Annotated in this window: 19 protein-coding genes; 6 read left to right on the top strand and 13 right to left on the bottom strand. The window is 63.5% G+C overall.

What is annotated here, in order from left to right; translation table 11 throughout:
• Nucleotides 1-2: 2 nt before the first annotated feature.
• Nucleotides 3-713 carry a monofunctional biosynthetic peptidoglycan transglycosylase gene (mtgA, locus tag KDB76_RS26975; protein ID WP_013974628.1) on the bottom strand — a complete coding sequence of 237 codons (711 nt, stop codon included), beginning with the start codon at nt 711-713 and terminating at the stop codon, nt 3-5.
• Between the two features lie 64 nt (nt 714-777).
• On the opposite strand from mtgA, the gene KDB76_RS26970 reads away from it, so the two are divergent.
• From KDB76_RS26970 to trmB, 4 genes are all read left to right on the top strand, one after another.
• Nucleotides 778-1,149 (top strand): DUF423 domain-containing protein, encoded by a 372-nt coding sequence (locus KDB76_RS26970; protein WP_013974627.1) that lies wholly within the window; start codon nt 778-780, stop codon nt 1,147-1,149.
• A gap of 103 nt (nt 1,150-1,252) precedes the next feature.
• A complete protein-coding gene (gene thiS / locus KDB76_RS26965; protein WP_003257817.1) occupies nt 1,253-1,453 on the top strand; it encodes a sulfur carrier protein ThiS in 201 nt (66 codons plus the stop codon).
• Between the two features lie 53 nt (nt 1,454-1,506).
• On the top strand, nt 1,507-2,301 hold the full coding sequence (locus KDB76_RS26960) for a thiazole synthase (RefSeq protein ID WP_013974625.1): 795 nt from the start codon (nt 1,507-1,509) through the stop codon (nt 2,299-2,301).
• A 9-nt stretch (nt 2,302-2,310) separates the two neighbouring features.
• Nucleotides 2,311-3,033 carry a tRNA (guanosine(46)-N7)-methyltransferase TrmB gene (trmB, locus tag KDB76_RS26955; RefSeq protein ID WP_013974624.1) on the top strand — a complete coding sequence of 241 codons (723 nt, stop codon included), beginning with the start codon at nt 2,311-2,313 and terminating at the stop codon, nt 3,031-3,033.
• A 797-nt stretch (nt 3,034-3,830) separates the two neighbouring features.
• Here the strand turns inward: trmB and KDB76_RS26950 are convergent.
• The 9 genes from KDB76_RS26950 to KDB76_RS26910 form a co-directional block, all read right to left on the bottom strand.
• Nucleotides 3,831-4,157 carry a DUF3392 domain-containing protein gene (locus KDB76_RS26950; RefSeq protein ID WP_003257821.1) on the bottom strand — a complete coding sequence of 109 codons (327 nt, stop codon included), beginning with the start codon at nt 4,155-4,157 and terminating at the stop codon, nt 3,831-3,833.
• A gap of 9 nt (nt 4,158-4,166) precedes the next feature.
• Nucleotides 4,167-5,342, bottom strand: coding sequence for a radical SAM family heme chaperone HemW (gene hemW / locus KDB76_RS26945; protein ID WP_038410212.1), 1,176 nt, complete (start codon nt 5,340-5,342; stop codon nt 4,167-4,169).
• Nucleotides 5,339-5,935, bottom strand: a complete 597-nt coding sequence (gene rdgB, locus KDB76_RS26940) for an RdgB/HAM1 family non-canonical purine NTP pyrophosphatase (protein ID WP_003257822.1) — start codon at nt 5,933-5,935, stop codon at nt 5,339-5,341. Before rdgB ends, hemW begins: the two co-directional genes overlap by 4 nt.
• Nucleotides 5,932-6,366 (bottom strand): DUF4426 domain-containing protein, encoded by a 435-nt coding sequence (locus KDB76_RS26935; protein WP_013974622.1) that lies wholly within the window; start codon nt 6,364-6,366, stop codon nt 5,932-5,934. Before KDB76_RS26935 ends, rdgB begins: the two co-directional genes overlap by 4 nt.
• A gap of 22 nt (nt 6,367-6,388) precedes the next feature.
• The gene (metW, locus tag KDB76_RS26930) at nt 6,389-7,009 is read right to left on the bottom strand and encodes a methionine biosynthesis protein MetW (RefSeq protein WP_013974621.1); all 621 of its coding nucleotides are present in this window, start codon (nt 7,007-7,009) and stop codon (nt 6,389-6,391) included.
• A gap of 7 nt (nt 7,010-7,016) precedes the next feature.
• A complete protein-coding gene (locus KDB76_RS26925; protein WP_013974620.1) occupies nt 7,017-8,156 on the bottom strand; it encodes a homoserine O-acetyltransferase in 1,140 nt (379 codons plus the stop codon).
• Between the two features lie 99 nt (nt 8,157-8,255).
• A complete protein-coding gene (locus KDB76_RS26920) occupies nt 8,256-8,846 on the bottom strand; it encodes a YggT family protein (protein WP_013974619.1) in 591 nt (196 codons plus the stop codon).
• Nucleotides 8,847-8,856: 10 nt separating this feature from the next.
• Nucleotides 8,857-9,675: a pyrroline-5-carboxylate reductase gene (gene proC, locus KDB76_RS26915; protein ID WP_023661482.1), complete on the bottom strand. Its 819-nt coding sequence runs from the start codon at nt 9,673-9,675 to the stop codon at nt 8,857-8,859.
• A 38-nt stretch (nt 9,676-9,713) separates the two neighbouring features.
• Nucleotides 9,714-10,400 (bottom strand): YggS family pyridoxal phosphate-dependent enzyme, encoded by a 687-nt coding sequence (locus tag KDB76_RS26910; protein WP_038410211.1) that lies wholly within the window; start codon nt 10,398-10,400, stop codon nt 9,714-9,716.
• A 65-nt stretch (nt 10,401-10,465) separates the two neighbouring features.
• Here KDB76_RS26910 and KDB76_RS26905 point away from each other — a divergent pair, with 65 nt between their 5' ends.
• Nucleotides 10,466-11,464 (top strand): PilT/PilU family type 4a pilus ATPase, encoded by a 999-nt coding sequence (locus KDB76_RS26905; protein ID WP_013974616.1) that lies wholly within the window; start codon nt 10,466-10,468, stop codon nt 11,462-11,464.
• A 127-nt stretch (nt 11,465-11,591) separates the two neighbouring features.
• Here KDB76_RS26905 and KDB76_RS26900 read toward each other — a convergent pair whose 3' ends face one another.
• Nucleotides 11,592-12,227 carry a C40 family peptidase gene (locus tag KDB76_RS26900; protein ID WP_013974615.1) on the bottom strand — a complete coding sequence of 212 codons (636 nt, stop codon included), beginning with the start codon at nt 12,225-12,227 and terminating at the stop codon, nt 11,592-11,594.
• A gap of 166 nt (nt 12,228-12,393) precedes the next feature.
• Here KDB76_RS26900 and KDB76_RS26895 point away from each other — a divergent pair, with 166 nt between their 5' ends.
• A complete protein-coding gene (locus KDB76_RS26895) occupies nt 12,394-12,813 on the top strand; it encodes a TM2 domain-containing protein (protein WP_013974614.1) in 420 nt (139 codons plus the stop codon).
• 36 nt (nt 12,814-12,849) lie between these two features.
• On the opposite strand, the gene KDB76_RS26890 is transcribed toward KDB76_RS26895, so the two are convergent.
• Together KDB76_RS26890 and argS are read right to left on the bottom strand one after the other, a co-directional pair.
• Nucleotides 12,850-13,548, bottom strand: coding sequence for an SPOR domain-containing protein (locus tag KDB76_RS26890; RefSeq protein WP_003257831.1), 699 nt, complete (start codon nt 13,546-13,548; stop codon nt 12,850-12,852).
• 1 nt (nt 13,549) lies between these two features.
• A complete protein-coding gene (gene argS / locus KDB76_RS26885; protein WP_038410210.1) occupies nt 13,550-15,286 on the bottom strand; it encodes an arginine--tRNA ligase in 1,737 nt (578 codons plus the stop codon).
• Nucleotides 15,287-15,316: the final 30 nt, after the last annotated feature.

Raw genomic sequence — 15,316 nt, 5'->3', positions numbered from 1 at the left:
CCTCAAGGCTTGCGCGAAGTGTCGAGCTGCATCAGGTAGCTGGGCCCACCCAACTGGCTCATCTGCCGGCGTATCCAGCCGGCCCGGCTGGCCACATAGGTGCTCGGCCGGCTGGCGCTCCACTTGATCGGGCTCGGCAGCACCGCTGCGAGCTGCGCCGCCTGCTGGCGGCTAAGCCGGCTGGCATCGACGCCAAAGTGGTAGCGCGCTGCCGCCTGGGCGCCAAACACACCTTTGCCCCATTCGGCACTGTTCAGGTAGACCTCGAGAATCCGCTCCTTCGACCACAACAGCTCGATCAACGCGGTGAACCAGGCCTCCAGGCCTTTGCGGAACCAGCTGCGCCCGGACCACAGGAACAGGTTCTTGGCCACCTGCTGGGTCAGGGTGCTGGCACCGCGAATGCTGCCGCCGCGCTCGTTGTAGGCCAGCGCTGCCTGGATGGCCGGGATGTCGAAGCCCCAGTGGTTGGCGAACTTCTGGTCCTCGCCGGCAATGACCGCGACCTTGAGGTCGTCGGAGATGTTCTCCCACGGCTCCCAGTCGCGCTGCAGGTCGATCGGCTCGCCATTCACCCAGGACTGCACCTTGCGCTCCACCATCAACGCCGTACCGGGTGGTGGGATCCAGCGGAACACCAGTACCAGCACGATGCTGCCGGCAGCGAACCAGAGCAGGGCGCGAGAGAGGCGGCGGAGAAGGGTTGGCAGCATGGCGATGGCTTGGCCGTACGGGTGGAAGGGGCCATTATACAGACCCGATCCAAGGAGTCGTCCCATGCTTCGCAGCTTCCTGATGCTTGCCGCCTTTTTCGGCTTCACCGGTGTCGCCCTGGGCGCTTTCGCCGCCCACGGCCTGAAAAGCCGGCTGACGGCCGACTACCTGGCGATCTTCCAGACTGGTGTGACCTACCAGTTGGTACATACCCTGGCCATCTTCGCTGTCGCCGTGCTTTCGGTGCACCTGCCAGGGCGCCTGGTCGGCTGGGCTGGCGGCCTGTTTGCCCTGGGGATAGTGCTGTTCTCCGGTAGCCTGTACCTGCTGACCCTCAGCGGCCTGGGCAAGCTCGGCATCATCACCCCGCTTGGTGGCCTGTGCTTCCTGGCCGGCTGGCTGTGCCTGGGCCTGGCAGCCTGGCGGCTCGGTTGACCGAGTGGTCCACAATCGCGACTAATGGCGTGCAGCGCCCTTGGGTTGCAGGGCGGTTCAGCGCTAGAATGCGGGCCCCCAAAGAACAATGGTGGCCGTGCGCATGCGCATTCAACTGAACGGTGAACCTTACGAATTGCCCGCTGGCGAAAGCGTCGCGGCCCTGCTGGCCCGCCTGGAGCTGACCGGGCGCCGCGTCGCGGTGGAACTGAACCTGGATATCGTGCCGCGTAGCCAGCACGACAGCACGCTGTTGAACGACGGCGATCAGGTCGAAGTGGTCCACGCCATCGGTGGCGGCTGATTCTGGCCGGCGATTCACCTGCAAGCCCAGCAACCTTTTCCCGAGGAACAACCATGAGCAACGTTCGTAGCGACAAGCCCTTCACCCTGGCCGGGCGTACTTTCCAGTCGCGCCTGCTGGTCGGTACCGGCAAGTACCGTGACATGGAAGAAACCCGCCTGGCCATCGAAGCCTCGGGTGCCGAGATCGTCACCGTAGCCGTGCGCCGCACCAACATTGGCCAGAACCCGGGCGAGCCGAACCTGCTCGATGTGCTGCCTCCGGACCGCTATACCATCCTGCCGAACACTGCTGGCTGCTATGACGCGGTCGAAGCCGTGCGCACCTGCCGCCTGGCCCGCGAACTGCTGGATGGCCACAACCTGGTCAAGCTGGAAGTACTGGCCGACCAGAAAACCCTGTTCCCCAATGTGATCGAAACCCTCAAGGCCGCCGAAGTGTTGGTCAAAGACGGTTTCGATGTGATGGTCTACACCAGCGATGATCCGATCATCGCCCGCCAGTTGGCCGAAGCCGGTTGCATTGCGGTCATGCCGCTGGCTGGCCTGATCGGTACCGGCCTGGGTATCTGCAACCCCTACAACCTGCAGATCATCCTGGAAGAGTCCAAGGTGCCGGTGCTGGTGGATGCTGGTGTGGGTACTGCGTCCGACGCCACCATCGCCATGGAAATGGGCTGCGAAGCTGTGCTGATGAACTCGGCCATCGCCCACGCCCAGCAGCCGGTGCTGATGGCCGAGGCCATGAAGCACGCCATCGTCGCCGGTCGCATGGCCTACCTGGCCGGCCGTATGCCGAAGAAACTCTATGCCAGCGCCTCTTCGCCGCTGGATGGTCTGATCAAGTAAGAGCCCCTGATGACTGAATCGCACGATACGCCGATCACCCCCGACGGCGAAGCCCGCCCGCACCGCCGCATCAAGAGTTTCGTGATGCGCGCCGGGCGCATGACCGAAGGCCAGCAACGTGGCCTGGAGCAGGGCGGCCCGCTGTACATCCTGCCGCTGGCCGACAGCCCGGTGGACTACGACCAGGTGTTCGGCCGCTCGGCGCCGCGCACCCTGGAGATCGGCTTCGGCATGGGCCATTCCCTGCTGGAAATGGCTGCTGCCGCGCCTGAACAGGACTTCATTGGTGTGGAAGTACACCGCCCGGGTGTTGGTGCGCTGCTCAACGGCGTGCTGACCCAGGGCCTGAAAAACCTGCGGGTATATGACTGCGATGCCATCGAAGTGCTGAACCGCTGCGTGGCGGACAACAGCCTCGACCGCCTGATGCTGTTCTTCCCCGACCCATGGCACAAGGCGCGCCACCACAAGCGCCGCATCGTCCAGCTGGAGTTCGCCGAACTGGTACGGCGCAAGCTCAAGCCCGGTGGCGTGTTCCACATGGCCACCGACTGGGAGCCGTATGCGGAGTACATGCTGGAAGTGATGAGCGCTGCCCCGGGCTATCGCAACCGTGCGGCCGACGGTACTTACGTGCCACGGCCGGAAGAACGCCCGATCACCAAGTTCGAGCGCCGCGGCGAGCGGCTGGGGCATGGGGTTTGGGATTTGAAGTTCGAGAAGGTGGATTGACCGGCTGATACGGCCTTTCGATTTGCCGATGCCTGCAGAAATGCAGGCGAAAAAAAACCGCCTTTGAAAGGGCGGTTTTTTATGTGAGCAACAGGACTGAGTATCCTTCGCTCTGAGGTTTCACAGAAAACCCTCACACAGTTGGCTGATCATAGGCAGCGTAGCGGGGGAACGTCAATGCTCAGAAATATCCGGCATCACGTGTGTCGGAGCGGTTAACAGTCTTGGGTGAGCATTCCAAGTATCATCGCGCTGCTCCTGTGTGGATGAAATCAGTGATGGGCCGGGTAGGAGAAGAATTCTGCTTTCCGACCCCTTCGACACGGCCTGAGAACCGTGCCGGTGCACCTCTCGAAGGGCCATTGACCTGGCCACTTCACAGAAGACTCTCACACAGTTTTTGAAGGCATCGAAGTACCGGTTAGATGCTGGAAGATTGGCCCGCCAACACGGAGGCCAAGGCATATGAAGCGTTTGCTTGATGCGCTGAGCCGCGTTTGGACGTTCATCCGGATCTTGACTGTGCTCAAGACCGTTCGGGACTTCATGCGCGATCACTTCGATGATGCCCAGTAAGGGCTAGTCAGGTGGTAGGGCTGCCCTGGTTCTCCGGGGCAGCTTTTACAACCCATCTCTGTACTCGCCAGATTACGCGGTCATTGTAGGAGCGGCCTTGTGTCGCGATGGCCCGCGTAGCGGCCCCAGGATGTCAGCGGTGAGGCAGCAATTGCTGGGGCCGCTTTGCGGCCCATCGCGACTCAAGGCCGCTCCTGCAAGGTTCAGTGCAAGGCCGTGGCTCAGCCCCGTCGATCCGCCACCACCCCGATCAGCACCAGTACCACCAGCAGCACCGGCGCCAGCGCGTAGTTGTTGAACTGGCTCAGCCCTTTCACCACCCAAGGCGTGGCATAGATCAGCGCCGCACCGCTGCCGATCATCACCAGCAAGGCCATGAACGGTACGCGCAGGGCGCCCGCCAGGCCGCCCAGGCGCTGTTCCACCCAGCCCTTGATATCGGTGCCGAACAGCACCAGCAGGCAGCCTACCAAGGCCAGTGAAATCTCCGACAGGTTGCTGCGGCTCCAGCGAGAAACCGTCGCGAGCAGATCAAGTACCAGATCCATGGGTCATCCTTAGGTCAAGAAATACTGCAGCAGGTCATTGAGGAACAATTGGCCCCTCGGCGTGGCCACCAGCCGATCCGGTTCGACCTGCAAAAGGCCCTTTTGTTCGGCAGCGCGGCGTGCCTCGCGCAGTTGTGCCAGCGGCAAACCGGTGCGTTGGGTGAACAGTTCGGCTTCCACCCCATCGGTCAGGCGCAGGGCGTTCATCAGGAACTCGAACGGCAGCTCGTCGACTGGCAGTAGCTTTTCGCCGGCCTTGAACGGCTTGGCCAGGTTCAGGTAGTCCTTGGGCAGGCGGGTCTTCCAGGTGCGCAGGATGCGCCCGTCGGCGAAGGTCAGCTTGCCGTGGGCACCAGCGCCGATGCCGATGAAGTCGCCAAAGCGCCAGTAGTTGAGGTTGTGCCGGGCAGCGCGCCCCGCTTGGGCATAGGCCGAGACTTCGTACTGGCGGAAGCCGTGTTCGGCCATCAGTGCCTGGCCGGCCTCCTGGATATCCCAGAGGATGTCGTCCTCGGGCAGCTCGGGCGGCTGGTTCCAGAACACCGTGTTCGGCTCCACGGTCAGCTGGTACCACGACAGGTGCGTTGGCCCCAGGTCGATGGCCTGGCGCAGGTCGCCCAGCGCGTCGTCGAGCGACTGGTCGGGCAGGCCGTGCATCAGGTCCATGTTGAAGTTGTCGAAGCCGGCGGCGCGCGCCATGCCGGCGGCGCGGACCGCTTCATCGCCATTGTGGATACGCCCCAGCGCCTGCAGTTTGGCTGGCTGGAAGCTCTGCACACCGATGGACAGACGATTGATACCGGTTTGCCGGTAGGCCTTGAACTTGTCCTGCTCGAACGTGCCCGGGTTGGCCTCCAGGGTGATTTCGATGTCCGGTGCAAACGGGATACGTTGTTCCACGCCACGCAGCAGCCAGCCAAGGGCGTCGGCACTGAACAGGCTGGGGGTACCGCCGCCGAAGAAGATTGAGCTGATCGGCCGGCCTTGCACGGCAGCCAGCTCCTGGTCGAGGTCGGTCAGCAGGGCGGCGACGTAGGCATCTTCCGGCAGTTCAGGCCCGGCAGCGTGGGAGTTGAAGTCGCAGTAAGGGCATTTGCGTACGCACCACGGGATGTGGATGTACAGCGCCAGCGGCGGCAGGCTGGTGAAGCACGCCGCGCCGGGGTTGGACAGCGTTTCGATCATGCCAGGCCCAGACGTTGGCGCAGCAGGGCCATGGCGCGGGCGCGGTGGCTGAGCTGGTTCTTGTCCACAGGGGCCAGGTCGGCGCTGGAGCAGCTGCGCTCCGGTACCCAGAACAGCGGGTCGTAGCCAAAGCCGTGCTCGCCACTGGCCTCGAACATGATGCGCCCGTGCCACAGGCCTTCGCACAGGATCGGCAGCGGGTCGTCAGCATGGCGCACCAGTGCCAGGACGCAGACGAACTGTGCGCCGCGCTCGGCTTCAGGCACGTCTTTCAGTGCTTCGAGCAGCTTGGCATTGTTCGCCGCATCACCCTTGCCGTCTGCATAGCGCGCCGAGTAGATGCCCGGCGCGCCGCCGAGGAAGTCCACCGCCAGGCCCGAGTCGTCGGCCAGGGCCGGCAGGCCGGAAATGCGTGCGGCGTTGCGCGCCTTGAGGATGGCGTTCTCGACGAACGACAGGCCGGTTTCTTCCGGCTCGACCTGGCTGAACTCACCGATCGAGCGCAGTTGCACGGACGCGCCGAGCATGGCCTGGAGTTCCTTGAGTTTGCCGGCGTTGTGGCTGGCCAATACGAGTTGCTGGAAATTCATCATTCGCCTGGGAACACTTCCTGGTTGAAACTGAGGGAGTTGCTGATGCCGCCGGTTTCGATATTCAGGTCGAAGGTGACGGTTTCTGGCTGGTCGATCTTGAACTGGGCAATGTAGTACACCGCGCCCTGTTCGGTGATCTGCTTGAACGACAGCGGGCTGCTGCGCCCGGTCAAGTCCTTGACCGTGCCGCTGACCACCGCCATGGCGGGCTTGTTGGCCTTGAGCACGGCGATGTTGAGTACGCCCTGGTTCTTGCTGCGTACCAGGCCGGTGGCTGCGGCCACCTCCGGTGTAAGCATGCTCGAGGTGAACGCGCTGTAGTGCACCGTCACGTCGCCAAACACTTCCTTGCGCTCGGGGCGGGCAGCATCGGCAGCCAGTACCGGCAGGGCCAGGCACAGGCTGATCAGGAACAGGGCTAGGCGACGCATGGGGTGATTCCTCCGGTGGGCGTCAGACCGCGAGCTGATGTTCTTGCAGGCCCGGGCTGCTGACACGATAGATGCCGATCTCACCTAGAAGATTAGGCCAAAGCCGGCCAGCCCACCCGTTGCGGTGCAAGTGGTCGACTGCCAGGCGGTCTAGCACCTTGGCGCGGCGCTCGTGGCACAGCTCTTCGAAGTCGGCGAAGGTGCAGAAGTGGATGTTTGGCGTGTTGTACCAGGTGTACGGCATGAAGTCCGAAACCGGCATGCGGCCTTTGGTCGCCAGGTACCAGCGGCAACGCCAGTGGCCGAAGTTGGGGAAGGTGATGATGCACTGGCGGCCCACGCGCAGCATCTCGTCCAGAATGCGGTCGGGGTACTCCACGGCCTGCAGGGCCTGGGTCATGATCACCACGTCGAAACTGTTGCTGGCGAAGTTGCCCAGGCCCTTGTCCAGGTCCTGCTCGATGACGTTGACGCCCTTGGCCACACAGGCCGCGATGTTGTCGGCGTCGATCTCCAGGCCATAGCCGGTGACCTGCTTGCGGTCGCGCAGCGAGGCCAGCAGTTCGCCGCTGCCGCAGCCCAGGTCGAGTACCCGGCTGCCGGCGGGGATCCAGTCGTGGATGATTTCCAGATCGGCTCTCATGCTGTCCTCAGATGGCAATGCGGTTCATGTAGTTCGAGAAACCCTGCATGTAGCGAGGCGTGGGGATCAGGAAGGCATCGTGCCCGTAAGGCGAGTCGATCTCCAGGTAGCAGACATTCTTGCGCGCGGCCATCAGGGCGTCGACGATCTCGCGCGAACGGGCCGGGGAGAAGCGCCAGTCGGTGGTGAACGACATGATGCAGTAATCCGCCTTGACGTGGGCCAGGGTGGCTGCCAGGTCGCCGCCCTGGGCGGCGGCGGGGTCGAAGTAGTCCAGCGCCTTGGTCATCAACAGGTAGGTGTTGGCGTCGAAGCGCCCGGAAAACTCCTCGCCCTGGTAGCGCAGGTAGCTCTCGACCTGGAATTCGACGCTGTGGAAGTCGTAGTTGAGCTTGTCGCTCTTCAGCTCGCGGCCGAATTTTTCACCCATCGAGTCATCCGACAGGTAGGTGATGTGGCCGACCATGCGCGCCAGCATCAGGCCACGCTTGGGGATCACGCCCTGGTCCTGGAACGAACCGCCGTGGAATTCGGGGTCGGTGAGGATGGCCTGGCGTGCCACTTCATTGAAAGCGATGTTCTGTGCCGACAGCTTGGGCGCCGAGGCGATGTCGACGCAATGGCGCACGCGCTCGGGGTAGCTGATGGTCCACTGCAGCGCCTGCATGCCACCCAGGCTGCCACCGACCACGGCGGCCCACTGCTGGATGCCCAGGCGCTCGGCCAGGCGCACCTGGCTGTGCACCCAGTCTTCCACGGTCAGCACCGGGAAGTCGGCGCCGTAGGGCTTGCCGGTGGCCGGGTTGATGCTGCTGGGGCCGGTGCTGCCGTTGCAGCCGCCCAGGTTGTTCAGGCTGACCACGAAGAAGCGGTTGGTGTCGATCGGCTTGCCAGGGCCGATACAACTGTCCCACCAGCCCGGCTTGCGGTCGGTGGCGGCATGGTAGCCAGCGGCATGGTGGTGGCCGGAGAGGGCATGGCAGATCAGCACGGCGTTGCTCGCGCTGGCGTTCAGGGTGCCATAGGTCTCGTAGACCAGTTCGTAACTGGCCAGGGAGCGGCCGCAGGCCAGGGCCAGCGGTTCATCGAACCGGGCGGTTTGCGGTACTACCAGACCGACGGAATCTTCGGGAAAGACAGTGGACATCGACCCTGCTCACGCTTGACGGAGGCGTAAGTCTAAAGAGCGCTACCCCCAGCGGCAAGCAGAGGCTTGTCGCTGGAAGCAACCAGAGTCAGGTGGGGCTCAGATCATCCGCCACAGCTCTTGTGGCATGCCGGCGTAGGCGGCCAGAGGCGGCATGACGAACGACTGGATTACCTGGATCGCGAGGAAGGCGAAGATCGGCGAGATGTCCATGCCACCCAGGTTGGGCACGATGCGGCGGAACGGTGCCAGCACCGGTTCACTGATCTGGTAGGCCAGCTCAGCCGCCGGGTTGTGGCTGTTGGGAGCAACCCAGGACACGATCACCATGACGATCATCGCGACCCAGAAAATCTTCAGGAACAGCGAGGTGATACCGATGATGGCCCACATCAGCAGGTGCAGGATGTCACCGAAGGTCCCGTAGGTGACCATCAGCACGAAAGCCATCAGCAGCGCCTGGATGACCACCGACAACAGCAGCGACGAGGTATCCAGCCCACCAACGCTGGGGATGACTCGGCGAATCGGCTTGAGCAGCGGCTGTGTGGCGCGCACGGCGAACTGGCACAGCGGGTTGTAGAAGTTGGCCTTGACCAGCTGCAGGACAAAGCGCAGCAGGACGATCACCAGGTACAGGCTGACCAGGGTTTGCACCACGAAGATCGCGGCGCCGGACAGTGCATTCATCTGAAGCTCCTTATTTGCCCAGTTGTTCGGCCAGCTCGGCGGAACGTGTAGCCGCAGCCTGCAGCGCCTGTTCGACGATGGCTTCGAAGCCGCTGGCCTGGAACGACTTGATCGCCGCTTCGGTAGTGCCTGCAGGCGAGGTGACTCGGCGGCGCAGTTCGGCAGCGTCGACATCGCTGGCAACCGCCATGCGTGCGGCGCCCAAGGCTGTCTGCAGGGTCAGGCGGGAGGCAGTTTCACGTGGCAGGCCAAGCTTTTCGCCTGCCGCGGTCATGGCTTCGATCAGCAGGAAGAAGTACGCCGGGCCGCTGCCGGAGACTGCCGTCACGGCGTCCAGTTGCTGCTCCTGCTCGAGCCACAGGGCGGTGCCCACGGCCGACAACAGTTGCTCGGCCTGCTGGCGTTGTTCGCTGGATACTTCCGCGGTGGCGTACAGGCCGCTGACGCCCTGGCGCAGCAGTGCCGGGGTGTTGGGCATGCAGCGCACGACAGGGCGAGCGCCGACCCAGCTTTGCAGGCTGGCGCAGGTGATGCCGGCGGCAATGGAAACGATCAGCTGGCCTTCCTGCAGGTTCGGTTGCAGGGCCTGGCATACGGCTTTCATGACCTGCGGCTTGACCGCCAGCACGATGACGTCGGCGCCATCGATGGCCTGGGCGTTGTTCTCGAAGGTTTCGATGCCGTGCTCGGCCTGGATGCGGCTGCGGGTCTCGGCGCCCGGGTCGCTGGCGCGGATCTGCGAGGCGTCCAGGCCCTGGGCACGCAGACCACCGATCAGGCTGGCGGCCATGTTGCCGGCGCCGATAAAGGCAATACGAGTCTTGCTCATGTCAGGTCCTTGTAGGAAAGAGTGAGTAAAGCATGGAATCAGGGCTGCCCGTAATCGCGGGCACCGAACAGGGCGGTACCGATACGCACCCAGGTCGCACCCTGTGCAATGGCCGCTTCCAGATCGTGGCTCATGCCCATGGACAGAGTGTCCAGACCAAGGCCAAGGCCTTCCTGCAACTGGCGCAGGGTGGCGAAGGCGGCTTCCTGGGTGGCGCGGTCATCAGTGGGTTCGGGAATGGCCATCAGCCCGCGCAGGCGCAGGTTGGGCAGTGCGGCTACCGCTTTGGCCAGGGCCGGCAGGTCGGCAGGGGTGCAGCCGGATTTGCTGTCTTCGCCGCTGACGTTCACCTGCAGGCAGATGTTCAGTGGTGGCAGACCGGCCGGGCGCTGCTCCGAGAGGCGTTGGGCGATTTTCAAGCGGTCCACGGAATGTACCCAGTCGAAATGCTCGGCGATGGCTTTGGTCTTGTTCGACTGGATGGGGCCGATGAAGTGCCAGATCAAGGGCAGGTCGCCGAGTGCCTGCTGCTTTGTCAGCGCTTCCTGTAGGTAGTTTTCCCCGAAATCGCATACGCCGGCGGCGTGGATTTCGCGGATGGCGCTAGCTGGCTTGGTCTTGCTCACGGCCAGCAACTGGACGCTGGCCGGATCACGCCCGGCAGCCTGGGCAGCGCTGGCGATACGGGCGGAAATAGCGGAAAGGTTGTCTGCTAGGGTGGACATGGACTGATGCCGGCGGCTGGAGGGTTTGCGGCATTCTACCTACTTGAAGGCCTTTGGGGAGTCTCATGGATGTGACCGACCTGTTGGCCCGGGCCGTGGATGCGGGGGCTTCCGACCTGCACCTGGCGGCGGGCCAGTTACCGATGTTGCGCCTGGATGGCGAGCTGCAGCGCATGGCCCTGCCGACCTTGGGTCCGGTCGCCTTGATCGAGGGCATGGCCCCCATGCTGGATGAAGACCAGCGCCGACAGTGGGCCCAGGGTGATGAGCTGGACCTGGCGCTGGAATTGCCGGCGCTAGGGCGCTTTCGGCTGAATCTGTTTCGCCAGTTGCACGGCCCTGCGGCCACCTTTCGCCTGATCCCGGGGCATATCGCCACGCTCGATGAACTCGACCTGGGCGATGTGTTTCAAGCTGTTGCGCAGTGCCGAGATGGCTTGATCCTCGTCGGTGGGCCGACCGGCAGCGGCAAGTCCAGCACCTTGGCGACACTGCTTGACCAACTGAACCGCGATCGGGCTCTGCATATCATCACCCTCGAAGACCCTGTCGAAGTTATCCACAGCAGCCAGCGCAGCCTGGTCAACCAGCGTGAGGTCGGCCGCCATTGCGGTGGGTTCGCCCAGGGGCTGCGCAGTGCCCTGCGCCAAGACCCGGATGTGATCATGATCGGTGAGCTGCGCGACCTGGAAACCATTCGCCTGGCCTTGCGTGCGGCTGAGACCGGGCACCTGGTACTGGCGACCGTGCATACCCGTTCGGCGGTGAGCAGTATTGACCGGTTGGTGGAGGTGTTCGCTGCCGAAGAGAAGCCGTTGGTGCGGGCGATGCTGGCCGAGTCGTTGCGCCTGGTGGTAGCGCAGGTGCTGGTCAGGCGCGCGGGCGGAGGGCGGGTTGCTGCGCGGGAAGTGCTGGTGGTGACGCCAGCGGTGCGTAACCTGGTTCGGGAAGGGCGGATGGCGCAGTTGTGTTCGGTGATGCAGGCGGGTGGTGCGGACGGGATGCGGACGATGGAAGGGGCGATGCGGGGGTTGAAGGAGAGGGGGCTGATCAGCGATCTATAGTGCCTGTGCTGGCCCTTTCGCGGGTAAACCCGCTCCCACATGGATAACACAGCCTTCGAATGCTGTGGTGTACCTGTGGGAGCGGGTTTACCCGCGAAGAGGCCCGGACAGGAGAGCGCCGATCAGATCAGCGCTTGGCCAGGCTCAGTTGCTGCTGTTCTTTCGGCAGCACTCGCTTGGCCACCACGTAATGCTTCTGCCAGTAAGGCTTGCTCAGGGTGTCGATGCTTACCCGCTTGCCACGGCGTGGAGCATGGATGAAGCGGTCGTTGCCCAGGTAGATGGCAACGTGGTTCACCCGACGGCTCTTGATGTTGAAGAAGATCAGGTCACCTGGCTTCAGGTCACCCTTGGCTACCTTGACGCCGTGGCCCTGGGCCATGGCATTGGAGGTGCGCGGCAGGTCGACGTCGGCGACGTCGTTGAAGGCGTATTTGACCAGCCCGCTGCAGTCGAAGCCTTTCTTCGGGCTGCTGCCGCCCCAGACATAAGGGGTGCCGAGCACATTCACCGCACGGCTGAGCACATCGCTGCTCTGCTTCGGCGACATTGCCGCGACTGGCACACCGGGCACGCCGCGGCTGTTGGCGGCATTGCTTGGACGGGTGCGCATTGCGGTCTGCTTGACCGGTGCATGTTTTACCGAGGCATTGGTGGTGTAGCCGGTAAAACCATTGGGAAGACGTTGCTCACGATTGGTGGCGTGGGCGGCCAGGGGCAATAATAGGCAGAGGGTCAGCCATGTCTTGAGTAAAGGCGGCATAGATGAAGCTCTTATGAATAGTTATGTGTTGGGCGCGCAACTTTATAACAGCTTTTTGATCAATCTTTGATCCGTTGGTCGATTGTCCAGGTGCCGTACGTCGGCCTGCGACGAGAAAGTCACATTTTTTCTTAGAAAATTTTCGGATAACCCACGGGGGCTATGAATGAACAGTTATCAACAGGGGGCGCCGTTTCACGACACCCACAGCAAGACCATTGGCTACCTGCTATGGATTTTCGGCTTTACCGGGTCGCATCGTTTCTATTACGGCAAGCCCGTAACCGGCACTATCTGGTTCTTCACCCTGGGCCTGCTGGGCATCGGCTGGTTGATCGACCTGTTCCTGATCCCGTCCATGGACCGTGAAGCCGACCTCCGGTTCCAGTCCGGGCGCATTGACTACAACATCGCCTGGATCCTGCTGACCTTCCTCGGGGTGTTTGGTCTGCACCGGCTGTATCAGGGCAAGTGGATCACCGCGATCATCTACTTCTTTACCGGCGGGCTGTTTCTGGTGGGGGTGCTGTACGACTTCTGGACGCTGAACAGCCAGGTTTCCGAGCGGAATGCGGGGCGGGGTTGAGGACACAGGGGGCGCAAAGCGCCCCCGAATTCCAGGTTACTGACGGGTCTGCCGCTGTTGCAGCAGCAGGTTGCTGAAGCCTGCCCCGGCCAGTTGCTTCTGCGCCCCGGTCAGCTGCTCGCGGTTGCTGAACGGCCCCACCAGCACGCGGTACCAGGTTTCGTCCTTGACCGTGCCCGACTCTACCTTTACCGACTGCCCCAGCAGGATGATCTGCGCGCGCACCTTGTCAGCATCGGCCTGCTTGCGGAACGAGCCGGCCTGCAGGAAGAACTGGGTGGTCGCCGCCGGCTTGATGACTGGCGGTGCCGGTGGCGGTGTCTGGCCCATCAATGCTGCCTGGGCTCGCGCCGTGTCGATCTTTGCCGCTTCGGCTGGCGTCACCGGGGTCACCGGCTGGGCCGGGACGGGTGGCGTCTTCTCTGGTACGGCCTCCGGCGGTACGATCACCTCGGACTCCGGCAGCAGCGTGTAGAAGTCGTACTTCGGCTTCACCGGCTGCTGCGGAGTGGGCTGCGCCGACTTGCCGGCTTCGGCCACCTTGTCCGCTTTCTGCTGCTCCGGCTTGGTGCGCTTGATGTCTTCGCCACCAGGCTCGAGCTTCATCAGGAACACGATGAACGCGCCTACGGTCAGGCCGACCGCCAGCCATACCCAACCGGGAATCGGCTGCTTGGCCGGCGCCGTCTGGCGGCTGGCGCCGCGTTTGGGTGCAGGTTTTTTCTTGGCAGCCAACTTACATGCGCTCCAGGGTTTCCAGGCCGAGCAGTTCCAGACCTTGCTTGAGGGTGCGGCCGGTCAGGGCCGCCAGGCGCAGGCGGCTCTGCTGCTGCTGCGGGGTTTCGGCGGCAAGAATCGGGCAGTTCTCGTAGAAGCTGGAGAACAGGCCGGCCAGGTCGTACAGGTAGCTGCACAGCACGTGCGGCGTACCCTTGTCGGCGACGTTGTTGAGGATTTCGCCAAACTGCGCCAGGCGCGCGGCCAGGTCCTGCTCGTGGGCAGCCTGCAGCACAATGTTGCCATCGACTTCATCGAAGCCTTTGCCCAGTTTGCGGAATACGCCGGCCACGCGGGTGTAGGCGTACAGCAGGTAAGGCGCGGTGTTGCCTTCGAAGTTGAGCATCAGCTCGAAGTTGAAGCTGTAGTCGCTGGTGCGGTGCTTGGACAGGTCGGCGTACTTCACAGCGCCGATGCCAACCACTTCACCGATGTGGCGCAGTTCTTCGTCGGCCAGGCTCGGGTTCTTTTCCTTGACCAGCGCGTAGGCGCGTTCCTTGGCCTCGGTGAGCAGGTCGATCAGCTTCACGGTACCGCCGTCACGGGTCTTGAACGGGCGGCCGTCGGCACCGTTCATGGTGCCGAAGCCCATGTGCTCCATCTGCATCGGGTGGCCCACGAAGCCTGCGCGGCGTGCAACTTCGAACACCTGGTTGAAGTGCAGGGCCTGGCGCTGGTCGACGAAGTACAGGGCGCGGTCCGCCTTGAGGACGTTGCTGCGGTAGCGCACGGCGGCCAGGTCGGTGGTGGCGTACAGGTAGCCGCCGTCGGCCTTCTGCACGATCACCGGCAGTGGCTCGCCTTCGCTGTTCTTGAACTCGTCGAGGAACACGCACTGGGCGCCCTGGTCTTCGACCAGCAGCCCCTTGGCCTTGAGGTCGGCGACCACGTTGGCCAGGTCGTCGTTGTAGGCGCTTTCACCCATCACGTCGGCCATGGTCAGCTTGACGTTCAGCAGCTCGTAGGTCTTCTGGCAGTGCGACAGCGAAATGTCCTTGAAGCGCGTCCACAGGGCCATGCAGTCCGGGTCGCCGGCCTGCAGCTTGACCACCAGGCCACGGGCACGGGTGGCGAACTCTTCGGATTCGTCGAAGCGCTTCTTGGCGGCGCGGTAGAAGTTTTCCAGGTCCGACAGCTCGTCGCTGGTGATCGGGTTTTCTTCCAGGTAGGCCAGCAGCATGCCGAACTGGGTGCCCCAGTCGCCCACGTGGTTCTGGCGGATCACGTCATCGCCGAGGAACTCCAGCACGCGCGCCACGCTGTCACCGATGATGGTCGAACGCAGGTGGCCGACGTGCATCTCCTTGGCCAGGTTGGGTGCCGACATGTCGACCACAACCTTTTGCGCAGGGCCGGCCTTGCGCGCGCCCAGGTGGGCGTCGGCCAGTGCGGCATCCAGGCGGTTGGCCAGGGCGTCGGTGTTCTGGAAGAAGTTGAGGAAGCCGGGGCCGGCGATTTCGACCTTGCTGATGTCGGCGCTGGCCGGCAGGGCATTGATCAGTTTCTCGGCCAGGTCGCGCGGCTTCATGCCGGCCGGCTTGGCCAGCATCATGGCGATGTTGCTGGCGAAGTCGCCGTGGGTCTTGTCCCGGGCGTTTTCCACCTGGATCGCCGGCGACAGCCCTTCAGGCAGCACACCGTCGGTGACGAGTTGGGTGAGGGCTTGCTGGATCAGCTGGCGAATGGTGTCTTTCATGGGGATCTCTTTTCGACCGCAAGCGCGGTG

This window comes from Pseudomonas sp. JS425, from assembly GCF_018223845.1.
GTDB lineage: Bacteria > Pseudomonadota > Gammaproteobacteria > Pseudomonadales > Pseudomonadaceae > Aquipseudomonas > Aquipseudomonas asiatica.
This window is presented reverse-complemented; position numbering and strand designations above follow the sequence as displayed.